We start from the raw sequence: 22560 nt of genomic DNA, 5'->3' as shown, positions 1-22560 counted from the left end.
CATGACCAGAGTCCGTGTGAGAACGCCGCCCGCCGGCGTCGAAGAGCCTGGCTACGAGGTCGGCTATGGCAAGCCGCCTCGGGAGCATCAGTTCAAACCCAAGCAGTCGGGCAACCTGAAGGGCCGTCCCAAGGGCGCTCACAATGTCACCGAGACGGTCATGCGCCACCTCGATGGCGCAATGACCGTCCGCCAGGCCGGCAAGCCCAGACGCATGACCCGGCGGGAGGTCCTGGTCCAGAAGCTCTATGAGCGGGCCTTGGGTGGCGACAACCGGGCCGCCGCCCTCCTCCTCACCTACGACCTGTCCAGTCGCGCGTCCGTTCCCGATGGCGCCTCGGATCTGGGAGGACTCACCGACGAACAGGCGAACGCGATCCTCGACAGCTTCGTCGCCGCGCGTATCGCGGAGAGCGAGTGATGACGGCGCCACGTCCAACCCTGTCGGTGCTGCGGGCCGCGCTGCAGGAGGACTTTCATTCCTTCATCCGACCCGCGTTCGACACCCTCAATCCGGGCCAGGCTTTCCAGCCAAACTGGCATATCGAGGCGATCGCGCATGCGCTGAGTGAGGTTGGACGCGGCGACATCAACCGTCTGCTCATCACCATGCCGCCCCGCTATCTGAAGTCGATCTGCGGGTCCGTCGCCTTCCCGGCGTGGATGATGGGACGAGACCCCACGCTTCGCTTCCTCGTCGCAAGCTACAGCGCCGAGTTGGCGACGAAGCATGCGCGCGACTTCCGTTCGGTCGTCGAAAGCGGGTGGTTCCGGACGTTCTTCCCGAACTTCGGACGCCTGAAGCGAGTGGCCGACGCGGAAATCACCACCGCGCAGAACGGGTCTCGCAGATCGGTTTCCCTCGGCGGGTCTGTCACCGGGTTTGGAGCCGACATCCTGATCATCGACGACCTCATGAAGGCGGCCGATGCGAGCTCGCCGGTCGAACGTCAGCGCGTGAAGGACTTCTACGATCAGACGCTCTTCTCACGTCTCGACGACAAACAGGACGGCTGCATCATCGCCATCCAGCAGCGGCTCCACGAAGACGACCTCGCGGGATACCTGCTCGAAAAGGGTGGGAACTGGGTCCATCTGAACCTGCCCGCCATCGCGGAGGAAGACGAGGAAATCCCCCTCGGCCCCCGACGCCGACATTTCCGAAGGCGCGGAGATGCGCTGTTTCCCAGCCGGGAGCCGATCGGCACGCTCGAGTCCATCCGGCTGGAGATCGGCGCCCCCGCATTCTCGGCGCAGTACCAGCAGAGTCCGGTCTCCCTCGATAGCGCCCATGTCCGCTGGGACCGGATCCAGACCTACGAGGAGCCCTATGATCGCGTCGGCTATACGCAGGTGGTGCAGAGCTGGGACACCGCCATGCACGGCGGGGATGGCCCACAGGCCACCCGTGCCCTCCGTCCGGTTCAACTCCGAAAAGCGCTCCATCTGGCCCCGGAGCGGCGCGGCGCGCTTGTACGCCGCGCTATCCTCCGAAAGCGCCTTGACGGCGGACGCGTACTCTTGCCGAGCGGCAATCGCGTCCGGCGCGGACGACGGCCCGCCGTAGAAGCCCGATTGCACCTGGCGCGCCTGCTGCGGCGTGAGCGGCGACAGTTGGCCGTCCTCCAACCAAGCCCGCTCGCCCGTCCGCTGATTGGTGACGATCCGTCCGCCCATGCCTACCTCCACTGGTCGCCGTTGCCGGACGTGTAAACGCCAGGGCCGGAGCCTCCACCGCTCTTGCCCCGGCCAGGGCCGCCCTTGCCCGCGCCCTTGGACGCGATCCGCGCCTTACCGAGCGCGATCTGCCGGTCTCGGTAGCTCGCGAGGTCGGCGGCCTGGGCTTCCTTGATGGCAAGCTCAGCGGCTTCCGCCTCACTGATGTTGCGTTCTCCGGTCTTGGACCAGCCGCCCGGCGTTTGGGTGCCGTACACCCCGCCGTCCTCCGTATATTTCGGAGCCGTGTAAACGCGACGCCCCGGTCGCGGCCTGCGCGGTCACCGACCCCGCCGACGTGTTCATCAGGCTCTTGTACCAGTCGTCGTTCGCCCCGAGCCCGGCGGCCGCGGTGGCGGCCTGGGTTTGGAGCGGATCGGCGGCGGCCACGTAGGAGGCGGGGTCCGTCGACGTTCATATCCGCGAGCGCGCGGACGGCTTCGGTCGTCTCGCTCACGCCGCACTGTCCCCGTCGGCGACGCGATAGATCCGGCCGCCCTCGGCCGGTTCGCTGACGAGGGTCAGGCCCAGCTTCTTGCACACTACGCCCGTAAAGAACCCGCGGATGGAATGGGCCTGCCAGTTGGTGGCCTCGGCGATCGCCGGCACCGTGGCGCCACCGGGCGCGCGCAGCATCGCCAGGACCCGGGCCTGCTTGGTCTGAGCGGGCACTGGCGTAGCTGCAGCCTCTGCAGGCTTCTTTTTACGCGTCGCGCGGCTGGCTTTCGATTGGGTCATGTCTGCCTCCGTGAGAGGCGATCAGCGCCCCGCACCGAGACAAGCCCGCGTCGCGGGCCGAGCGACCCTTCGCTCCAGCCGGCGTCGAAGTCCAGTCGGCAAAGGCGGCTCGTTCAGCTTCGGTCGTCTCGCTCACGCCGCGGTGTCCGCGTCGGCGATAGGATCCGCCGCTGCAGGGCCGGTGACAGGAACGCCAGCCGGCTGAGCTTGCGTTCGTACTGAGTCTGCGGCGCCTGGGCCGCGTACCGATCCGCGGCGGATGACTGCGGCGAGACGTCGGATTCCGGAGGACCGCGATGCGCTCGCTTCAGCACGCCGGCCAGCTTCGCATCTACACGCGGACGCGCTGTGTCCGCCGCGCCGAGAATCTGCGAGCGGCCGCCGCGCAGGCGTAGCTGCTGCGGGAGCATGATGTGGGCGGAGCGGCCCTTGCCGGCCACTGGGCCTGCCAGGACTGGGCGTCTTCAGGCCTGCGCAGGACGACCGCGCAACGGCGGTCATGGGCCCCTTGTTGTGACTGTGGCTCGGCGATGACGTCTCCCCGCATGCGGCCCGCGCGAGGCGAGCGTGCTGTAACCAGAACAGGGTTCCTGTGCCCCCGCTCCGGACGCTAAGGTGTCGCCAGGAGACCAGAATTGCCAAAAGAGCCGCAAAGACGAGGACTCGCCGGACCGATGAGCGCGGAGGTTGATCTCAAGGATGAGGCGAAGATGCTTCCCGTGCCTGCTGACTGGGTTGTCGCAAGACTTCCGCCCGATCGGCCGCGCGTGGCCAGCGCCCGCCGCCGCGAAATCTATCTGCATGCCTCCCGACTATTTGTGGAGAAGGGCTACGAAGCGACGTCGATGAGCGATATCGCTCAGGCGGTGAAGATCACAAAGGCCGGGCTTTACCATTTCATGGAAAGCAAGGAGGAACTGCTCTTCACGATCATGAACTATGGTATGGATGAGCTCTATGACGAGGTGGTGAACCCGGCCCTCGCCGAGCCCGATCCTCGCAAGCGGCTGAAAATGATTGTCCGCAACCATGTCAGCAACATCGGTCGCGTCACTGGCAACCAAGGCAACCCCGTCACGATCGTGGCCGACGAACCAGGCGGCTTGGGTCCGGAGAAGCGCGCCATCATCGACAGGCGTAAGCGCGGCTACTTCCACCTGGTCCGTAACACTCTGGATGAGCTTCGCGCTCGCGGCGACCTGGTCGAGGGGCTCGATACGACCGTTACGGCCCATAACATCATCGGAATGATCATGTGGACGGCGAGATGGCGCCGGCCCGAGGGCCGCTTGTCGGTCGATGACATCATCGAGCAGATTCTCGGCTTCCTATTACACGGCGCCGTTCCGGAAGCGGCGGACGCCGCCTAGCGATCTGGTTCAGCTTCACGAGCCCCTCGTCTGCGACCGCTCGCCTGAAAGGATCGCTTCGCCTGATGGCCCGCACGGCGGACGCGAGACCTCAGGCTGATGCGGCCAGTCTCGCGGACGCGGCTCGACCCGCCAGGCCTCCGCTGATGCTGCGCCTCGTGGCTGACCCCATATCGCTCAGCCACGATGTCGGCCGTATCTGGGCCCCAAGGGCCTGGAGCGCGGCGGTGAGGAGCCGACCGAATTTCCATCCTCAACTATTCGGCGAGATGTCCATGGAGGATCCCTGCGTCTCCTGGGCGGCGATTGTCGCGAGATTGCGTTCGTGCGCCGCCAAGTCGATGCGGAAGAGCCGCCACGTCAGCATGGCGCAGGCGCTCAAGGCGAGCGACAGACCGACATAGATGAGCGCCAGGTCACGCATGACGGCCGGATCGAGTGATGCCGGCTCCGCCCCGACCGGAAAATGCACCAGCGCCAGCATCAGGCCCGGCAGGATCGTGGCCAGTCCGTTGGCCAGCTTTAGCATCAGCCGATCCGAGAATAGCACTAACCCTTCAGATCGGCGGGCCGTCTTGGCTTGGTTTTCCTCGACCACGTCCGCGATCATGGACGTGTTGACGATCGAAGCTGCTATGCCGAGCACACCGGCGAACGCGTGCGCCAGGATCAGGATCGGTAGCAGAAGAGGCTCTCCGCTGCCCGGCATGAGACCGGCCAGCCACAGCACAAGCGGGCCATGCACGAAGACTAGACTTGCGCCGTAGAGTGCGAGGTAACCTTGACGCTTCTGCAGTCTAATCGACACTGCAGCGGCGAGCGCGAAACCTATGGGCGCCGAGATCGCCTGGGTTGCCACCAACATCGCGACACTTCGGGAGGGCAGGCCGAAGATGAAGGTGTTGAAGTAGATCGAAAGGCCCGCAGCGAGGGCCGTGGGCACTGCAGCGAGGATGCCGCCTAGAACCGCGATCCGGAAGTTGCGGTTGGCGAAGATCGTAATCACCTCGCCCGCGACTTCGGCCAGGCGCACGCGGCGCCGCGGCGGGCGGTACAATTGGGAGATCCTCGAGTGTGTGCCCACATTCGAAATGAGGTTCGTGGTCATCATCAAGATGGCCACCGCAACGGCCATAGGAGGATATCCGGCCGGATTGAGCTGGCCTTGCGGAAACTCAGGCGTTTTTCTCAGGAACACGCCATATGCGAGGATCGCAGCTATCGCTCCGCCAACGGCGCCCAACGTGTAGCGGAAGCCGAACATCTGCGTGCGATCATGATATCCCTGCGCAATCTCCGGCAACAGCGCGCCGGAAGGCACCATGTACAGACTGTGACTGAAGCGGAAAATGGTCACGGTCACGAAGAGCCAGACGAAGAGCTGGTTCGACGTGAGGCCGGCGGGAGGGGTCCAGAGCGCTATGAAAGATATGCCGACGGGCAGGATCGAGGCGTACATGAAGGGGTGGCGGCGACCCAACCGCGATCGCAGGTTGTCCGATATCTGCGCGACCAGCAAATCAAAAAAGGCGTCCACGAACAGCGACACGCCAAGCGCCAGGCTCACGAGGCGCACTGGAACGCCCAGGATCTGGCTGTAGTAGAGCAAGAGAATCCCGCCCACGACGATCAACTGGGAGCCGTCTTCCACCGACCCGAGGCCAAACATTATCTTGGTTGGAAGCGACAGACGCCGGAGCCTTGCGGTCGGAATCGCGGGCGGGGATTCGGGTTGAGGGAGCGTCATCAGATTTCAGAGCCCGTCACCAACGGCGACTGCGTCGTCCATCTGCATGTGAGGCTCGCGTTCAATGGTCGCCGTGACCCGTCCGAACGTCGGCGAAGCGCCGGACCAATACTTGTCGCCGGGATTGTCTAACGTCATTCGGGCACTCTCTTGCTGCACGTCGTCCTCGCCATCTCCGCGGCGCAGGAAACTGGTACAGCGGTGGTTCGCGAGCTGTACACGCCGTTCTTTTGATGCAGCAATTCCCCACGGTTATCTCCCACCGGGGTTGCCGCCAGGGTCTGCACCACCTTCAGGCTCCGATGAGCTTGCTCATCGCAGTCCGCGCCCGCCCCGCGTCCCGCAAATTCGCTGTCAGGCTGCAGTCATCGAAGGGTTGAACGCGACCCGGGCTCGCCGCCAAGCCGCGTGGTTGCCTTGCGAATTTCAGCGCGCGCCCTTACCGACCGAAAGGTAAGGACTATCGAAAGCGGGTGAACGTTGTCATGGGGTGATCGGCTTCTTCAGGATCCATGCGGACGCACGACCGCTGCGGGACAACATCGATCTGTTGTCGCCCATCGGGCGTCGCCCTTACGGGGATTGGCCAGGTGTAGCCTGGTGCGCATCCAATAGATTTTTCCTAGTATTTTCGGAGTATCCGATGGCTTCGACCGAAGATGTCGAATTGGTTCGCCGTAACGCAGCGGAGTTCAAGAAAACATTCATCAATATCCGGGAAGAAGTCGGTCGGATGATTGTTGGTCAGGCCGATGTGGTCGACGGCGTGCTGACCGCCCTAATGGCCGGCGGCCATGTGTTGCTGGAGGGCGTGCCGGGATTGGGCAAGACCATGCTTGTAAGTTCTATCAGCCGGGCAATCGACCTGCCGTTCTCACGCATCCAGTTCACGCCGGACATGATGCCGGCCGATATCATCGGGACGACGATGCTGACAGAGGCGGAGGGGGGCGGGCATGAGCTGACCTTCCAGCAGGGACCGATCGTCTCGAACCTGGTGCTCGCGGACGAGATCAATCGCGCGACGCCGAAAACCCAGTCCGCTCTGCTGGAGGTGATGCAGGAGGGGCAGATCACCGTAGGCCGTCGCACGATCCAGGCGCCAGATCCCTTCTGCGTCATGGCGACCCAGAATCCGATCGACCAGGAAGGAACCTATCCGCTGCCGGAAGCACAACTCGACCGCTTCCTGTTCAAACTGATCGTCGGCTATCCGTCGGAGACAGACTATCACACCATCATCGAACGGACGACCAGCGGCCGCGAGGTCGTCATAAATCCCGTGACGAACGGTGAGGCGCTGCGTCGCCTACGCGGCATCGTACGGCAGGTGCCGGTGACAGAGGCTGCGAAAATCTACGCGATCCATCTGGTTCTGGCCACGCAGCCGGGTAGCGTCTATGCGCCGGCGTGCATCAACCAGAGCGTCGCCCTGGGCGCTTCGCCGCGTGGCGTGCAGGGCCTAATGCTGGCGGCCAAGGTCCAGGCCCTGCTGGACGACCGCTTCGCCGTCGCAACCGACGACGTGGCCGCAGCAGTCATGCCGGTGCTGCGACATCGCTTGATCACCAGTTTTCATGCCCAGGCGAACAGCATCTCGGTCGACACCCTCCTGGAGGAGGTGCTGGCTCATGTGAAGCTGCCGTACGCGACTGACTGACCGTCCTGTCGGTTGGCTTTGGTGACGGCAAACCGGGCCTTCACATCTTTGAGCGCGGAGCGGCGATATTCGCCATTGAGCCAAGGGGAATCTAGAAGTGAAATCACTACCGACCGTCCGGTCAATATTTCCATTGGGATTACGCCCACGCTCTCATGGCGGGCCCCGTGTTCCGTCCAGCGCGTCCGTGAACCCGCCCCTGGCGCCGCTAGATTGATGCAAACCTTCCGCAGCAGGGCCTCCCGCCAATTGCAACGGCTTAGCCGGTAGAGTGGATGATCGACGAATTTGATGAACGCCTGCGCCTCCATCTGGACAAGCTGGAGACCCGGGGGCGTCGATATCTTTTCGACGCAGGGCGACGTACGGCGTTACGCCTCGCACTGATCTGGGCTGCGCCCGCATGTCTAGGTGGGGCGCTCCTCGTTCTGATCTGGGGTTGCTTCGAGCCCCTGAATTCGATCGCGGCCATCTCCACCGCCATTCTCATTCCTGCTATCGTCGCAATAGCCAATTACCTTTGGAGACTTCCCCGCCGATCGCCGGACCGCCGAACAACACTGGCCTTGTTCGACCATCTGTTCGGATTGAAGGACCGAGCTGTAGCCAGCGACCAGTTCAGAAAATCACCGAGCCGGAACGGCTTCGAGGAAGCTGCGCTAGCCGAAGCCCACCCCTGGATCGATCGCCTTCTGGACATTCCATTGGAGCCGCCGGACCGGCCATCGCCCCTTTGGTCCTGGCGGTGGCTGTTTCCCGTGTCCGCCCTCCTGGTGCTCTGTCTGGCCATCATCGTTCCGCATCGGAGAGCGTCCGACCCCAACTCGGCAGGCGGGGTGGCGCAAGCTCCAGAACGCAACCTATCCGCAGATGTTACGACAGCTCCGCCGGCGAACTCACCCGCGCTGGGAGCCATGACGCCCAAGACCGAAACGCGGTTACTCGACGATCGCTCAAGAATGATGGCCCCCCTCGACGAACTGGGCTCGATCATGGGAGCGCGCATTCAAGGCGCGCTTGGCGCCTTGGGCCTCCGGCGAGACGGAAGCGGGCCAGAGGCGGAGGCGGGCGTCGCACCTCCGCGCTCCAGCGCGGGACACAACGCCGCGGAAGCCACTCCAGGGCTCAAGAGCACCAACGAGGGCGCCCAAAGCGAAGGTGGATTCCAGGCCACATCGGCGCGGAACAAGGAAAGTCCGGAAGCGGCGCCTTCAGTTCGATCGAACGAAGGTTTCATGCGATCCGAAGAGGCCGTCGCGCCATCTGAAGCAATCGCCTCCCCGAGCCACGCTGGCGCCATGATGCAGGATCCGTCCTCGCAGCGCTCTGCTCCACCCAAGCAGGGCGGATCCCAGCAGAGCGACGGCGACAAGGGGCAGCAGCCGGGACGTCGGCGCAGGAGCGATCAGAATAGCAATAGCCGCGAACAAGGCGCCGACGGGAGTGAGAACGGCCGGGGGGCGGGCGACGAGGCTGCCGCAAAGAAGGGAAGGGGTGTCGCCAGCCTGCTATTGGCCCTGCCGATGCAAGACCGCCTAGCTGGCGTGGCCTCCAATGGGCGCGTCGGGGTGACGATGCGCGAAGGTCGGCCACAGGCCATTCCCGTCCAGCAGGCCCCCGCCGGGGACCGCGGCGTCAACCGGGGGGGCATGGGTGTGTCGCCCTATCACAACGATACAGCCCACGAGCAGCGCCTATTGAGCGATTATTTCACGCGCTCCGGCGCTCCCGACGGGGACTAGGCCCATGCCGCCCCTGTTCTGGAGGAAGCGGACGGCGACGCCGCAGAGGCCTGATAGCCTAGCCGAGCCCCTGAACTTTGACGCGCTTTTTGAACCTGCATTCCTCACAGCGCTTCAACCCTTCGCCCTACGGATCAACCAGGCCCAGAAGGGAGGGCGGCTTGCGGAACATAGGACCGCCGCGCGCGGACAGGGCACGGAGTTCGTCGACTTCAAGCCCTACGCGCCAGGCGATGACCTGCGCGCCATCGACTGGAATATCTATCGCCGTCTGGGCCGCGTCTTCGTCCGTGCATTCGAGGAGCGGCAGGACATGCCGGTTTATTTCCTCATTGACCGATCGAGGAGTCTCTACATCGAAGATCCGCCCCGTATTCATGCGGGATTGCGAGCGACGTTAGCCCTGGCTGCAGTGGCGCTTGAACAACACGACTCGGTGAGACTGTTCCCCTTCTCAGACGGGATGACGCCTCACTTCAGGACGGCCTCCGGCAAGGCGGCCCTCCTGCGGGTGGCGCATAGCCTGGCGGGCTATGAGGCTGCGGGAGGCACCGACTTGGCGGCCTCCTTGACACATTTGACCAGTTTGAACCTTCGTCAGGGGCTCGTTGTCGTGGTTTCCGACTTCTTCAACGCGAACGGCGTTGATCCGGTAGTCCACGCTCTCGAACATCTCCGTCATCGTGTCCTGCTCGTGCAGTTGACGAAACATCATGACGCCGACCCGTCGCTCCATCCCGGCCTATTCGGTGACGTAGTCATCGAGGACGGCGAGACCGGCTCGCGAACGCCGGTGACCGTCACTCCAGATTTGGTGGGCCGATACAAGGCGGCCTATCGCCACTTCAATGATCGACTGACGCAATTCGCCAACAGGCGTGGAGCCGGCCTTGCTCGCCTCGACGCCGACAAGCCCGTGCTCGACCAACTGTCGCTTCTCTTCGGAACTGGAGGGACGGCGTTGTGAGTTTTACGACCCTGCCTGCCTGGGCGGTCGCCGCAGGCGCCGTCACGTTCGCAGCCCTCCTATACCTCCTTCAACACCTCAAGACGCGCCAGCGAGTTGTCCGCCTGCCTGCCGCTCAGCTCTGGGTTCAGGCAGCGCGCGATATGCCGCCGAAGGCGTTGTGGGATCGGTTCCGCGACTGGTTGGCCTATCTCTTCATCCTGGTCATTGCGTTGGTCCTGTGGGTGGCCGGCGCGCAGCCTGAGATTCAGGTCGGCCGAGCTAACCAGAGGCAGATCTTCTACCTTGACGCTTCGGCGGCCATGATGGGCGACGACGCTTTTGACCGAGCGAAGCGTGCGCTGATCGCCGATGTGCGGGCGACCCCTGCCGAGCAACGCGAGGTCTACCTGGGCGACGGAGGAGGAACCCGCCTATTGAGTCCGGGGGAGAATGTCGCCCTTCTGATCCGGCGGCTGAGCGGGGTCGCAGCCGCCGCGCGTCCTTCGGAATTCGAAGCCTGGGCGCTCGCGCACGTCGCGAAGCCACCGACCGCGCTACGGTACTATGGAGCCTGGGCGGCCGCCAAGGACCTGGCGGCCCGGCGACCGGATGGCGTCCTATTGAGCTACGGCTATCTCGCCCCACCCACACCAGGGAACCGAGGCGTCGTGAACCTGGGCGTCACGCCAGCCGCCTCGGGCGACTGGACGCGCGCGGACGTCCAGGTTGAAGCGGTCGCCGCCGATGGGCGGACCATCGGCGCAGGCGATCTCAGGTTTTCTCGGAACGGCACGGTGCTCGCCCCCACGGTCCTGCCCCTGGGGCGGGGCCGCTTCCGACTGGACGGCCTGGAGGCGGACGGTCGATTGCTGACCGTTACGTTGAAGGCCGGTGATGGATTTCCTGCGGACGACACCGCCTCGATACGCCTGCCGGACCATCGGCCGATCCGCGTGTCCCTGTCGCCGGGCGTTCCATCCACCATCCGCGACATAGTCCGGTTGGACACCGCCTTCCAGATCACCCCCGTGGAGAAGGCCGAGGTTGTGATGGGCCGTGAAGGGGAGTCGCTCAGGGTGGACAAGCCTGCCTTCGTGCTGACGCCGCGGCAGGAGGGGGCGACGTTCGCCTTCACCGTCACTCACCCCGAGGAGGAAGCACGGGTCCATCTGCCCTCTGGGCTGGCCCGGCTAGGCTTGGGGGAGGCCGACGCGGAAGGTTTGGCCGACCGTCTGGTGCGGCCGGTATCGGTCGACGTCGCAGTTGGGCCACGTCGGTTCGTGTCGGTCTGGTCGTCCATCTTCGACCAGGACGCTGACTTCGCCAAGTCCGCCAACCTGCCGCTCTTCGTATCGCAGAGTCTGCGATGGTTGGCGGATCGCGATCCATGGATCGCCTATGCCCAGGCGGGCGCCAGGTTGTCGGACCAATCCGGGCTCTACGGTCTAGGTGAGGATCGCCGGATCGCGGCCCGAGCGCTGAACGGAGAGGTTCGAGTAGGTGCAGCGGGCGTTGAAGACTTCGATGGCCTGCCACTCGCAGTCTCGCTAACCGATCGCCGGCAAACCCTGGCCGCCGCCGAGCCGCCGCCGCCCGATGCTGTGCGGCGGATCGAGCGCCGGGGCCTGCCGGATCTGATGTTCCGGCTTCTCGTGTTGGCGGCTGCTGGTCTGCTCCTTGTCGAGTGGCGGGCCTTCCTGCGCGGCGCCATTACCTGAGAGGACAGCCGCTGGACATCACTTTTCTTCATCCTCAAGCAGCTTGGCTCCTTCTGCTGCTTCCCGCCTTCTGGTGGTGGGGCCGCCATGCGCGGCGGATGCACCTTTTGATCCGCTGCACGATCTTCGCCGCGTTAATCGCCGCCTTGACTCAGCCCAGCCTGTTACATCACGCGGGTCGTCCGGAACCCATCGTCATCCTTGACCAGCGGTCCAGCCTGTCGCCGAGCGCACGCGTCCAAGCCGCCGAAGCGGCGCGGGTCCTCTTGAACCAGACCCCGGGCTCAGGCGTCCTGATCCAGCTCGGAGGCGCGCCTCTCAGCGTGCAGACAGCACATCGAACGGTGCTGAAGGAAGGGGCGGACGCCAACTCCCTATCCGCCGCCCTGGCGGAAGCGCTCAACGCGCTGCCCCTGGGCGGATCAGGGGAGATCACGGCAATCACCGACGGCGCCAGCCGGGACCGCCACTGGGACGGGGTCGTCGAGGCGCTGTTGCGACGCGGCGTACCTGTGAACACCATCGCTTTGCAGCCAGCGCCGCGGGAAGCCTTCATCGCCGATGTGCGGCTGTCCGCACCGGGAGCGGGGGAGCGCCTGCTTGTAACGGTCGATTTGGAGGGAGCGAACCAAGCGCTCTCCCTCGCAGTCCATGAAGGCGACCGCCAGTTGGCGGTGAGCTCGGATTTCGCGGTCGATGGAAGCCGGAGCGTGGACTTGGCTGTGCCGCCGCAGACGCCAGGCTTCCATCCCCTACGGATCGAACTGTCACATGCAGGCCAACTCGCCGACCATGTTGAAACCGTAGCGGTGATCCAGGACGCACTACCGGTGCTGTACGCCTCCGGACGGCAAGGAGGCGGCGGTCGCTTCCTGCAACAACTTCTGGGCCCCGGCGTCGCCGTCCGGGAAACGACGCCGGCGGCGGTGGCGGACCTGATCCGAGAGAGGCGATATGCCGGGCTGGTGCTCGACGATGTTCCCGCCACACGCCTGTGGCCCGTGGCGCAGCGCCAGCTCATGCACACGGTGCAGGAGGATGGGATGGGCCTATTCGTTTCAGGTGGTGAGGCGGCCTTCTCCTCGGGCGGCTACTTCGGCGCGCCACTTGCCTCGGCCTTGCCCGTGACCATCCGCCAGGATCAGAAGAGCGAGGATCCCAGCGTAGCCCTCGTCGTGGTGATAGATACTTCGGGTTCCATGCTGGGAGCGCCCCTGGACCTGGGCAAGCAGGCCGCCAGGTTGGCCATTCGGACACTGGGGCCGGCCGACAGCGTTGGCGTTGTGGAATTCTATGGCGGGCGGCAATGGGTGACGCCCCTCCAGCCAGCGCGCAATATCCCGGAGATTGAGCGCGCCATATCCCGCGTCCAGGCCCAAGGCGGCAGCGAACATCTCTTCGACGCGTTGCAGGAAGCCTACTATGGGCTGAAAAACACTGAAGCCCGTTACAAGCACATCTTGATCATATCCGACGCGGGCGTCGAACCTGACCGCTATCCGGAACTGATCCGCCACATGGCGCAGGAACAGGTCACGACCTCGACGCTGCTCGTTGGCGGTGACGTCGCGGGCGAAACGAGGATGGCGCAATGGGCGCGCCTCGGGCGCGGCCGGTTCTATAGCGTGCGGGACGAATTCAGCTTGGTGGAGCTCAACCTGAAGCAACCGCAGGAAAAGCCCGAACCTGGTTATCGACGCGGCGCATTTCCTCTCCGCACGACTTCGAACGCTCCCTGGTGGCGGGACGTGAACCTGGGCGGAATGCCGCCGCTCGAAGGCTACGCACGGGCGGGGGAGAGACCGGAGGCTCAGACTTTTTTACGGACGAGCAAAGGCGATCCGATCCTCGCCAGTTGGCAATACGGGGCCGGGCGTGTGACGGCGCTGATGACCGAACCGGTCGGAGAAGGTACGCGCTCATGGAGCGCATGGCCGACCTATGGCGCGTGGCTTTCCCGCGCAGTCGCACGCACGATGGACCGGCGCCCCGGCTTCGACGTGCAGGTGATCCGGTATTTCGACCATTTGGTGATCTCCGCCCAGCGTCTGCGCGCCACCGGCGGCGATGCGCCGGAAATCCGGCTAGTGGGGCTGGACGGCGTTGCGACTGGTGTTTCGGCAGAGGAAAAGGCGCCTGGTCTGTTCATCGCCGACCTGTCTTTCGAGCCAAGCCGTCCCGCTCTGGTCGAGGTTCAGGCGGATGGCCGCCTTGAGCGGGTCGCCAGTCCGGCCTTCTCGGACATCGTCGCCGACGGTCCCGTCCCGCAAAGCAAGGGCCTACCACTGGCGCAACTGGCGAGGCTGACAGGAGGAACTCACCTAGCCAATCCGAGCGAGGCGGACTCGTTGATCCTGAAGGCGTCCGGTGAACTGGGCGCGACCGATCTCTGGTCATGGTTGTGCTGGTTCGCTCTGGCCCTCTATCTGACCGAGTTGGCCTATCGTCGCTGGCCGTCGCGTCCTGCCTTCGCGCGACAGGAGCGGGTTCCGTGAAGTGCGCCTCCAACACGTTGCTCCTCACCCTCAGCCTGATCATGAGCGCCACGAGCGCCCATTCGGCGCCCCTTCCGCGGGCGAGCCGACTGACGGCGTCGTCGCATTTGGCCGCCGGCACGAGCCAACTGGACTTCTCCGAGGCTGCGCGTCTGCGTCGACAGGCGACGCTGGCTGGCGGTCTGGAGTCGGCTTATGCGCGACTTGACGCCATCTTCGCGGCAAGCATGGACTCTGGTGCGCGTTCGAAGGTGCTTCGGACCAGGGCGGTGATGAAGTGGTGGGACGGCGATGTCCCACCCGCCTTGGAGGCCTCGGACGCAGCCCTGGAACTCGAGGAGAGCCCGGCCGCCATCCTGCTGAAGGGACGGTTGCTGGACGTCCAGGGTCAGGCCGCCGACGCCGCCATCTGGTACGAAAAGGCGCGCGCTGGCAGCAGGGACGCGCCGAGCCGATCGTTGCTCGATTTGAGGCTGGCCGTGATCAGCGCGACCGAGCGACGCCCGGAGGCCCTTGCCGATCTCGCCAAGACGCGGAGTGTCGAAGCAAGCCGCCGGACGGCCTCGGTTCTTGCCCTCCTGGGATACCCGACGGCCGCGATCGCCCTACTCCAGGAGCGCGGCGGCAGCGCAGCTTCGTATGTCGATCAGGTTCGGCTGGCGAACTGGGCCATGGCCGCCCGAGATTCGAGTGGGGCGACCAGTTTTGCATGGCGAGCCTTCCAGGACGCGCACAATGGCGCCGACCAACGCTACGCCCTGGCCCTGATGATCGAGGCGTTCCGTTCCGCCGGCGATCTGATGAGTGCAGCCCGCTTTCTGGCGGCCCAGCCGTCAAGTCCCGAGGTCGAACAGGCGCGACTGGACTTGTTGCTGGAGTTGGGCAAGTACGACGAGGCGATCACCTTGGTTGATCGTTCGCGCGAAGACAAAATACGTCAACAGCTGCCGAGAATCCTGAAGATCTCGGGCCGAGAGACTGAGGCCGAGGCGGAATATCGCCGCCTGCTCCAGGCCCATCCCCAGGAACCCCAATGGTACGACGACCTGGCGACCCTCTACCTGAAGCAGGGGAGACGGAACGAAGCGACCGTCCTCTACAGCCGATTTTTCGAGACCAACCGGGATCGTATCGACGTCCTGACCGGCGGCGCGCGACGGATGATCGCCATGGGGCTGGGCGATGAAGCCCGCGCGCGGCTGGAGGAGATCGCCGAAGACCCCAACCTGGCCGTTCCGATAAAGCAGTTTCTGGCCGAGGAGGCGCTGGAACAAGGCCGTAACACCGAGGCGGAGGCTCTCCTGGCAGAGTTGCAGCGCCTGCGGCCGGCGGACGTATCATTGCTGATGGAGGTGTCTGACGACTATGAACGGCTGGGCCGAAAGGATCAGGCTCTCAATGTCCTCGCCGGATTGGAAGCCAGCGGCCAGATCCTAGACTACGATCAGCAGCTCCACATGGCCGACTTGGCCTTTGGCCTCGGCCGCCCTGAAGAGGCATTGGTGCGTTGGCGCAAGCTGTGGAACCAGTCCGATACCCCCGCCCGAAAATCCTACCTCCGACGTCAGATTATCAAAGGCGCGAGCCGTCTACGCCAACTGGACGAATTGGCGGCCGAACTCGAGCGTCGGATCGACGGCGAGACGAACGCTCGAAACGATCTCGATCTGCTCGTCGAAATTCGGATCTCGCAACAAGATGACATTCGGGCCCGATCGGCGGTCGAACGTTACGCAACCAAGGGGCGAATGAGCGAGACTGAACGGCTGGAGCAGCTTGCGGCTATCCATTCACGCCTGCACCAATATGCGGCGTTGGATGAGGATCTCAGCCGACTCGCTGAGGCCGACCCGGAAAACGCGGACGTTCATCTGCGACGACTGATCGTCAACACCTTGAGCCACCCCATAGAGGGCAAGGGCGAGGCAGACCGTACGCGCAGGGTTGAGGAACTGCTGGCGCGCTTACGAGAAACGGCCGGCCAAGACGACGTCGAGAACGCACGCTTCGCGGCCGGCGTCTACGCCGCCGCCGGAATGACCGACCGGGCGGTGGAACAGTATCGGCGGGTGGTGGCGCTGGCGCCTGCCGACATGGATAGTCTGCTCGAACTCACCTCCCTGCTCGGACGATCGGGACGCAGGCGTGAAGCGGTCGCCCTGCTACAATACGAGGTCGAGAGCACGGACGACCCTGCTCTGCTGAGCGCGGCGATCAGCGGCCTGCTCGACGTGCTTTCCTCCGATCCGGAAGCCCCCGCCGAACAGCGTGTTCCAGCCGACCTTGTCCAGGCGAGCTTGGCCTGGGCCAAGCGCACGGTGCTTGAACGCATGATCGGTGGCGACGACAACGCGCGCCTGTTCTCCCTGCTCGGGGACGTGGCGCAGCAACGCGGCGAATTTGGTCTGCAGCTTCGGGCGCTGGAAGCAACGATGCCGACCGCAGGCAACCAGCGCGCCGACACCCTGCGGCAGTTGATAGCGCTGACATCCGAACGAAAGCCGGACGCCAATGGCGCAGGCGACAGCTCGCAGAAGGTCATGTTCGCACGACGCCTGATCGCCCTGCAGCAACCCTTGCCACCCAAGGTATATGCTAATCTGGCGCAGGCGCTGTTGGAGGAGGGCGATCTCGCGGGCGCCGAGCGGGCCTTCGCCCTGATGGAAGATGTGGAGGGGCTGGTGAACCCGGACAAGCTCAGGGAGGACGCCTACGCTAGGTCCGGCCATCCGGATCTGGCCTTGGGCGCATACAAGATGGCCCCGCGGCGCGGCCAGGACGTCTCAGATCCGAATTTCAAAGGCGCGGTCCCCATAGAGCAGGCCGGCGAGCAGGGGGACTCGGCCAAGAGATAGCCGAACGGCCCGAAACGCCCGAAACGCATGACGGTTGGGCGGGCGGCGCACGCCCGACATCGGCGCTTACGCCGACCACGCTCGCGCGTCCGTGCCGGTGTCACTTTGGGCGCGTCAGAAAAATCGTCGCGACAGTGATAGCCAGCTTGCGCACTGAACGATCGGTCGGTAGGTGAGGGGCGATACAAGCGGCGGCGGCGACCGGGCCCGGAAAGGAAGATGTGTCCGGCTTCACCCGTCGAGTCGCCACGACCGACTTGGCCGCAGCGGTGGGCTCCGGCGAGCTTTGCCTACCACGATGCCGAAGCGCCGCTGGAACGAGCGCCCGACGACCACATGGGCATCGGACTACGCCGAAAGGCAGAGGCCTCAAGAGTTCGTTCGCCGCCCACTAACTGCGACAGCCAGGCCGAGCGACTCAAGGTCGTCCAAGACCGGGGCAACCCTCTGGCCTGGTCCGGGTCGACTTCCTACGCGTCGTGCAGGCGGCGGCCTGGCCTCGTCCCGCCCGCCTGGGTCGGCAGCGGCAGGCATGTCTAGCTCCGTCCGGATCTCTGACGGCTTCGCGATGGATGCGATCGTCAGATCTTCACCTGATCAAACACTCAACGCGGGAAGCCCAGGATGGACAAAGCCAAAGAAGTCGTTTGGTGGTCTTCGCTCTACACGGCTGATCGAGGTCGTCGGATCGCGAAAACCATCAGTGATGGTCACGATTCTATGGTGAACTGGTTCGCAGACTCCGCCTTCAACGACTACAAGCCGATCCCCAGTCCTGATGGCAGCATGGTCGCCTTCTTTCGTGTGACCAATGAGGCTGACAAGAACACGGGAGACGTGTCGCTTTGGCGGTCGAAGATCTGCGTCATGAACGCTGACGGTTCGAACCTGCGCGAACTCACGGGAGATGCCGAATTTAACGGAAATCTGCATTGGACTCGTGACGGGACCAATCGCATCACTTGGTGGCGGATTACCAACTTGAGTGGCCTGCCCGGCGATTACTCTTGGGTCAAGATTTGGCGGACGTCGCCCGACGCCAAGCCTGGCCAGGAAGAGATGCTGTCGGATCCCCGAGATCCCGCGCATTTCAGGGAATTCGGCTACTCTCATCTACGAGATGGACGCCTCTTTATGCGCCGAGGCAGCAAAAAATACTTTCTGATGACACCAAATCCAGTCGGATATCCGAAATACGATCAGATCAGCTATGCCGACTCACCGATGTATCTTCATAAGGCGACCATCTCGCACGACGAAACGAAAATCTCGTACATGAAGCAGACGCTCGAGCTGCTTCCAAAGAGCGAATATATGGGTTCGGTTATCTGCGTAGCAGATTTTGACCCTGACAACTTGTCCATCAAAAATGAAGTTGCCATCACCAAGGCGAGCTATGATCGAATCATCTGGTACACAAGCTTCTCGCCGGATGGCAGGAGCCTGATCTATGCCGATGCTGGTCGGATAATGCTCTACGATATTTCGGATGGTTCGACGCGCCAAATCTCTACCGACGACGCAATGGAGCATCGCTACCCGAATTGGGACGGCAGCGTGAAGTAATTGGAATTCGATTGTCAGCACCCCGCGGGACCAATGGAGCCGGACGGAAGAAGGAGGGACCGCTCGCCAGGGGCAGCGGATCGCCGAGTCGGCGTTCAGGACAGGACCGTCGCTCCCTCTGTTCCTGCCGGCACTGCCGCCGCTGTCCATCGGCCGATCAATGCCGGCCCTTGAACCGCGCCTGGCATCGCTCGGGTTCGGCAGGTTTGGACGCCGACGCACGACCTTCGGCGACGGAACGGCGTCCCCCGGGCGTGTAATTCGAGCGCGGGGCCTGCAGTCCGACAATTGGAATATATCGGTCAAGACATGCAACTTCGCTTGACCCTGACCGATCGGTAGGTCACCCAACGATCAAGATAGGCGCGGACGCATAGTAGTCAGTTGCTCTCTAAGGAGGACAAGTATGCATCAATGGGGTTCGAGATTCGGCGCACTGCTCGCGATCGGCGCATTGCTCACGGGCTGCGTCGCAGATTCAGCACGGACGGGGCAATCGGCTTCCGTCGCATCCGTGGCCAAGGCCCCGCGACCGAACGTCATTGTCATCATTGCCGACGACCTGGGTTACGCCGACATCTCGGCGTTCGGCATCAAACGGATCAACACCCCGAATATCGACAGGATCGGCGGTGAAGGCGCCAAGTTCCCGGTGGCTTATGCGACCGCACCGGTCTGCAGCCCCTCGCGCGCCGGCGTGCAGACCGGCCGCTACCAGGAGCGCTTCGGTTTCGAGTTCAACAACGGGCCGGCGGAACGCGACGTCCGCCAGAACCTGGGGCTGCCCGCGGGCGAGATCACAATCGCCGACGCGCTGCGCAAGCAGGGCTACCACACCGGCATCGTGGGCAAGTGGCACCTTGGCTCGAACGACGACTTCTACCCGACCAAGCGGGGCTACGACGAGTTCGTCGGCATCCTGACCGGACAGACGAACTACATCGACGCCGCGGCGCCGGGCGTGCATGTCGCACACTTCGACGTGGGGGTGACCAAGAGGGGGCGCGGGGCGCCGAACGAAGTCTTCGAAGGCCCGAACCGTACGGTCGTGAACAACTACAACGAATATCTGACCGACTACTTCGCCCGACGCGCTACCGAGTATATCAGCCGCAACGCCAGGTCGGACAACCCGTACTTCCTCTACATGGCCTTCAACGCGCCGCACGCGCCGCTGCAGGTCACACAGAAGTACTACGACCGGTTCCCGCAGATCAAAGACGAGACGGCCCGCATCTATGCCGCGATGATCTCGGCGCTGGACGACGCGGTGGGCGAGATTCTGACAGCGGTCGAGGCCAGCGGCGAGGCCGACAACACCATCATCTACTTCCTGTCCGACAACGGCTGCGCGGCCTACCAGCCTGGCGTCTGCTCGTGCGAGCCTCTGCGCGGCGGCAAGCTGACCCACTACGAGGGCGGCGTCCGCGTGCCGCTCATGATGCGCTGGCCGGCCAAGGTGAAGCCCGGCACCGTCTACCGCAATCCGGTCTCGACCATGGACATCTTCCCGACCGTGGTCGCCGCCGCTGGCGGCAGCCTGCCGGCCGACCGGCCCTATGACGGCGTCGACATCATGCCGTACCTCACCGGCAAGAACACTGGCCAGCCGCACGACATCCTGGCTTGGCGCCGCCAGCCGCTCGTCTCGATCCGCAAAGGCGATTGGAAGCTCTGGAAATCCGTCGATTCAGGAGAGTATGGCACCTACACTTTGCTCTTTAATCTGAAAGACGATCCCAACGAGAACAAAAACCTCGCGGAACAGAACCCTGAGAAGGTCAAGGAACTCGAGGAGGCGATCAAGCAGTGGGCAAAGGACCTCAAGGATCCACTGTGGCCGACTAAGAACAGCGTGCAATACGACGTCTGCGGTACGCCGTTCGTCGTGCCTGTCTAAACCTGGGTGAGGACGACCGGCTGACGGCGCGTGGGCAGCGCGCCATCAGCCGGCGCTCCTAGTGGCGCCCCCCGTTCTACGCTCCATCGAGGAGGGCGGCATGATCCGTCGGGCCTTGCCTATCGTGGCTGCAGCCACCGCCTTGGCGGCTTGCGCGGGCCAGGATGCGACCCCGGACGTCCGTTCGGTCCGGCAGGCGGACTTGGTGCTGATCCCGGGCGGCACAGTGCAGATCGGCGACAACACGAGCCAAGCGGACGAGCGTCCGGCCTTCATCTACCAGGCCAAGCCGCTGCTGATGGATCGCACTCCCGTTACGGTGGCGCAATTTGCGCGCTTCGTGGCCGAGACTGGCTACGTCACCGAAGCTGAACGGCTGGGCGAGTCCAGCGTGTTCGAACACGACACGGATGCTTGGGCCAAGATCAAGGGCGCCACCTGGCGTCGGCCGCAGGGACCGCAACGTCCGGCGGCCTATGCAGATCATCCGGTGACCCAGGTGAGCTGGAACGACGCGGCCGCCTTCTGTGCGGCGTATGGCGCACGTCTTCCGACCGAGTTTGAGTGGGAACGTGCCGCGCGCCTCGGCCAGACCCCGGACGGCCATGTCTTCGGAATGGGTGAGCCGCCGCTATTGTCGAACGCCAAGGTGATCAACATCTGGCAGGGTGCGTTCCCGATCTATGATTCCGGGATCGACGGCTACAAGCTCACGTCGCCGGTGGGAAAGTTCGGGACCGCGCCGTCGGGTTTGACCGACATGGCCGGCAACGTGTGGGAATGGACGAGTTCCTGGTATCGCCCTTACGGGCGCCCAAACTGGAAACCCACCAAGACCTCGGAGCGTGTGCAGCGCGGGGGTTCGTTCCTGTGCGATCCCACGCTCTGCGCGGGGTTCCGCGCGACTGCGCGGGCCCATTCCACGCCGGACAGCTCGCTCATGCACGTGGGATTTCGGTGCGTCATGGACCCGAAACGTCCCAGACCTCTCGCAGGGCATATCGTAGCGTCGGCCCGGCCAGCGGCGCCCAGCGCCTGAGCGTCCACGGCCGTAGGGCTTTGCTATGGTGTGCGGCGGATTGTACTTCTCTGCTGCCTACTTCGCGGCACATCAGATGAGTCTCAATTGACAGCCAAGTCCGCCCCGAAAAGGTCGCCTCGCCGCGCGCGCCCCCCGCCGGTGGCCGGCCCAGGGACGGCAGCAGACCTGCTGTTCGCCGAATTGGACCTGAGCCCGCGGCAGCGACAAATCTACCTCGAAGCGACCAAGCTGTTCGCCGCGAAGGGTTTCAGCGGGGCGTCCATGAGCGACCTTGCCCAGGCGGTGCAACTCACCAAGGCCGGCCTGTATCATTTCGTCAGCAGCAAGGAGGAACTGCTGTTCACGATCCAAAGCTATGCGATGGATCGCATCGACGAGGACGTCACCCGGCCTGCGCTGGCGATCGATGACCCTTTGGCCCGCCTGACGACGATCATCAGGAACCATACCCGCAGCATCGGCCGCTCGGTCCTGGACAACGGCGCCTTCCTCTCCGTCGTCGTGGATGACTCCAGCGGCCTCGACCCAGAACACCGCAGACGTATCGACAAGCGCAAGCGCGACTATTTTGCGCTCCTCCGGGGAACGCTCGACGCGCTTGCGTCCGAAGGCCGCTTGACGCCAGGCGTCGACACGACAGTCCTCGCCTTCACCCTCCTTGGCATGATCTCGTGGATCGGACGCTGGCGGCGTCCCGGCGGGCGCATGCCGCTCGATTCTGTCGCCGACCAAATTCTTCGTGTCGCTCTCGCAGGCGCAGTGAAGGCTCCCAAACATCCCTGACCTCTGGCGAGACAATCCAGCGCTCTCAAGGCACTTGCGTTGGAGACCGACCGTACGGTAAGCGAGGCGCAAGCGCTGACATCCGGCGCTGAAAGAACGCGACCGGCGACATCGCTCGGCGACCCAGGGGGGAACATGCGATCGAGAACTAAATTCCTGCGGCACGCCTCCATGGCGGCCTTGGCTGCCGCGCTCGCGACCCCTGCTCTGGCCCAAAGCGGCGGTCGCGCCGTGGACTCGACCGAGCTGGACGCGCTGATCGTCACGGCGCGCAAGCGT

At 64.3% G+C, this 22560-nt stretch carries 16 protein-coding genes; 13 read left to right on the top strand and 3 right to left on the bottom strand.

The genetic code is table 11. From position 1 onward, the window contains the following. The first annotated feature begins 1 nt into the window (after position 1). Positions 2-421, top strand: a complete 420-nt coding sequence (locus KF737_RS16595; RefSeq protein ID WP_296457325.1) for a DUF5681 domain-containing protein — start codon at positions 2-4, stop codon at positions 419-421. Beyond that, the gene (locus KF737_RS16590) at positions 421-1713 is read left to right on the top strand and encodes a hypothetical protein (RefSeq protein WP_296457323.1); all 1293 of its coding nucleotides are present in this window, start codon (positions 421-423) and stop codon (positions 1711-1713) included. The genes KF737_RS16595 and KF737_RS16590 overlap by 1 nt, the downstream gene beginning before the upstream one ends. Here the strand turns inward: KF737_RS16590 and KF737_RS16585 are convergent. Both KF737_RS16585 and KF737_RS16580 read right to left on the bottom strand, forming a co-directional pair. Beyond that, the gene (locus KF737_RS16585) at positions 1680-1934 is read right to left on the bottom strand and encodes a hypothetical protein (RefSeq protein WP_296457320.1); all 255 of its coding nucleotides are present in this window, start codon (positions 1932-1934) and stop codon (positions 1680-1682) included. The genes KF737_RS16590 and KF737_RS16585 overlap by 34 nt on opposite strands. 235 nt (positions 1935-2169) lie before the next feature. After that, the gene (locus tag KF737_RS16580; protein ID WP_296457317.1) at positions 2170-2454 is read right to left on the bottom strand and encodes a DUF3489 domain-containing protein; all 285 of its coding nucleotides are present in this window, start codon (positions 2452-2454) and stop codon (positions 2170-2172) included. A gap of 674 nt (positions 2455-3128) precedes the next feature. Here KF737_RS16580 and KF737_RS16575 point away from each other — a divergent pair. Beyond that, a complete protein-coding gene (locus tag KF737_RS16575) occupies positions 3129-3824 on the top strand; it encodes a TetR/AcrR family transcriptional regulator (protein WP_296457315.1) in 696 nt (231 codons plus the stop codon). Positions 3825-4077: 253 nt separating this feature from the next. Here the strand turns inward: KF737_RS16575 and KF737_RS16570 are convergent, their stop codons facing one another. Beyond that, the gene (locus KF737_RS16570; protein ID WP_296457312.1) at positions 4078-5493 is read right to left on the bottom strand and encodes an MFS transporter; all 1416 of its coding nucleotides are present in this window, start codon (positions 5491-5493) and stop codon (positions 4078-4080) included. A gap of 721 nt (positions 5494-6214) precedes the next feature. Here KF737_RS16570 and KF737_RS16565 point away from each other — a divergent pair. From KF737_RS16565 to KF737_RS16520, 10 genes are all read left to right on the top strand, one after another. Beyond that, complete coding sequence (locus KF737_RS16565) at positions 6215-7231, top strand: MoxR family ATPase (protein WP_296457310.1); 1017 nt, start codon at positions 6215-6217, stop codon at positions 7229-7231. Positions 7232-7506: 275 nt separating this feature from the next. Beyond that, positions 7507-8973, top strand: coding sequence for a hypothetical protein (locus KF737_RS16560; RefSeq protein WP_296457305.1), 1467 nt, complete (start codon positions 7507-7509; stop codon positions 8971-8973). 4 nt (positions 8974-8977) lie between these two features. Next, positions 8978-9940, top strand: a complete 963-nt coding sequence (locus KF737_RS16555) for a DUF58 domain-containing protein (RefSeq protein ID WP_296457302.1) — start codon at positions 8978-8980, stop codon at positions 9938-9940. Next, complete coding sequence (locus KF737_RS16550) at positions 9937-11640, top strand: hypothetical protein (protein ID WP_296457299.1); 1704 nt, start codon at positions 9937-9939, stop codon at positions 11638-11640. Before KF737_RS16555 ends, KF737_RS16550 begins: the two co-directional genes overlap by 4 nt. A gap of 98 nt (positions 11641-11738) precedes the next feature. Further along, entirely contained in the window at positions 11739-14135 is a 2397-nt protein-coding gene (locus KF737_RS16545; protein ID WP_296457296.1) for a VWA domain-containing protein, read from the top strand. After that, entirely contained in the window at positions 14132-16990 is a 2859-nt protein-coding gene (locus KF737_RS16540) for a hypothetical protein (protein WP_296457293.1), read from the top strand. The genes KF737_RS16545 and KF737_RS16540 overlap by 4 nt, the downstream gene beginning before the upstream one ends. A 624-nt stretch (positions 16991-17614) precedes the next feature. Continuing rightward, complete coding sequence (locus tag KF737_RS16535) at positions 17615-18556, top strand: hypothetical protein (RefSeq protein ID WP_296457290.1); 942 nt, start codon at positions 17615-17617, stop codon at positions 18554-18556. 406 nt (positions 18557-18962) lie between these two features. Beyond that, positions 18963-20456 carry a sulfatase-like hydrolase/transferase gene (locus KF737_RS16530; RefSeq protein ID WP_296457287.1) on the top strand — a complete coding sequence of 498 codons (1494 nt, stop codon included), beginning with the start codon at positions 18963-18965 and terminating at the stop codon, positions 20454-20456. A 100-nt stretch (positions 20457-20556) separates the two neighbouring features. After that, positions 20557-21495 (top strand): formylglycine-generating enzyme family protein, encoded by a 939-nt coding sequence (locus KF737_RS16525; RefSeq protein ID WP_296457284.1) that lies wholly within the window; start codon positions 20557-20559, stop codon positions 21493-21495. A 141-nt stretch (positions 21496-21636) separates the two neighbouring features. Continuing rightward, positions 21637-22281, top strand: a complete 645-nt coding sequence (locus KF737_RS16520; RefSeq protein ID WP_296457281.1) for a TetR/AcrR family transcriptional regulator — start codon at positions 21637-21639, stop codon at positions 22279-22281. Positions 22282-22560 lie beyond the last annotated feature (279 nt).

It is taken from the genome of Phenylobacterium sp., assembly GCF_019636135.1.
GTDB lineage: Bacteria > Pseudomonadota > Alphaproteobacteria > Caulobacterales > Caulobacteraceae > Phenylobacterium.
The sequence above is the reverse complement of the archived record's forward strand: the minus strand, read 5'-3'. Positions and strand labels throughout refer to the sequence as shown.

What these genes read in the sequence shown, in the direction of transcription:
- KF737_RS16595 (WP_296457325.1), top strand. Translation starts at nt 2, where the DNA reads ATGACCAGAGTCCGTGTGAGAACGCCGCCCGCCGGCGTCGAAGAGCCT.
- KF737_RS16590 (WP_296457323.1), top strand. Translation starts at nt 421, where the DNA reads ATGACGGCGCCACGTCCAACCCTGTCGGTGCTGCGGGCCGCGCTGCAG.
- KF737_RS16580 (WP_296457317.1), bottom strand. Translation starts at nt 2,454, where the DNA reads ATGACCCAATCGAAAGCCAGCCGCGCGACGCGTAAAAAGAAGCCTGCA.
- KF737_RS16575 (WP_296457315.1), top strand. Translation starts at nt 3,129, where the DNA reads ATGAGCGCGGAGGTTGATCTCAAGGATGAGGCGAAGATGCTTCCCGTG.
- KF737_RS16570 (WP_296457312.1), bottom strand. Translation starts at nt 5,493, where the DNA reads ATGTTTGGCCTCGGGTCGGTGGAAGACGGCTCCCAGTTGATCGTCGTG.
- KF737_RS16565 (WP_296457310.1), top strand. Translation starts at nt 6,215, where the DNA reads ATGGCTTCGACCGAAGATGTCGAATTGGTTCGCCGTAACGCAGCGGAG.
- KF737_RS16560 (WP_296457305.1), top strand. Translation starts at nt 7,507, where the DNA reads ATGATCGACGAATTTGATGAACGCCTGCGCCTCCATCTGGACAAGCTG.
- KF737_RS16555 (WP_296457302.1), top strand. Translation starts at nt 8,978, where the DNA reads ATGCCGCCCCTGTTCTGGAGGAAGCGGACGGCGACGCCGCAGAGGCCT.
- KF737_RS16545 (WP_296457296.1), top strand. Translation starts at nt 11,739, where the DNA reads ATGCACCTTTTGATCCGCTGCACGATCTTCGCCGCGTTAATCGCCGCC.
- KF737_RS16535 (WP_296457290.1), top strand. Translation starts at nt 17,615, where the DNA reads ATGGACAAAGCCAAAGAAGTCGTTTGGTGGTCTTCGCTCTACACGGCT.
- KF737_RS16530 (WP_296457287.1), top strand. Translation starts at nt 18,963, where the DNA reads ATGCATCAATGGGGTTCGAGATTCGGCGCACTGCTCGCGATCGGCGCA.
- KF737_RS16525 (WP_296457284.1), top strand. Translation starts at nt 20,557, where the DNA reads ATGATCCGTCGGGCCTTGCCTATCGTGGCTGCAGCCACCGCCTTGGCG.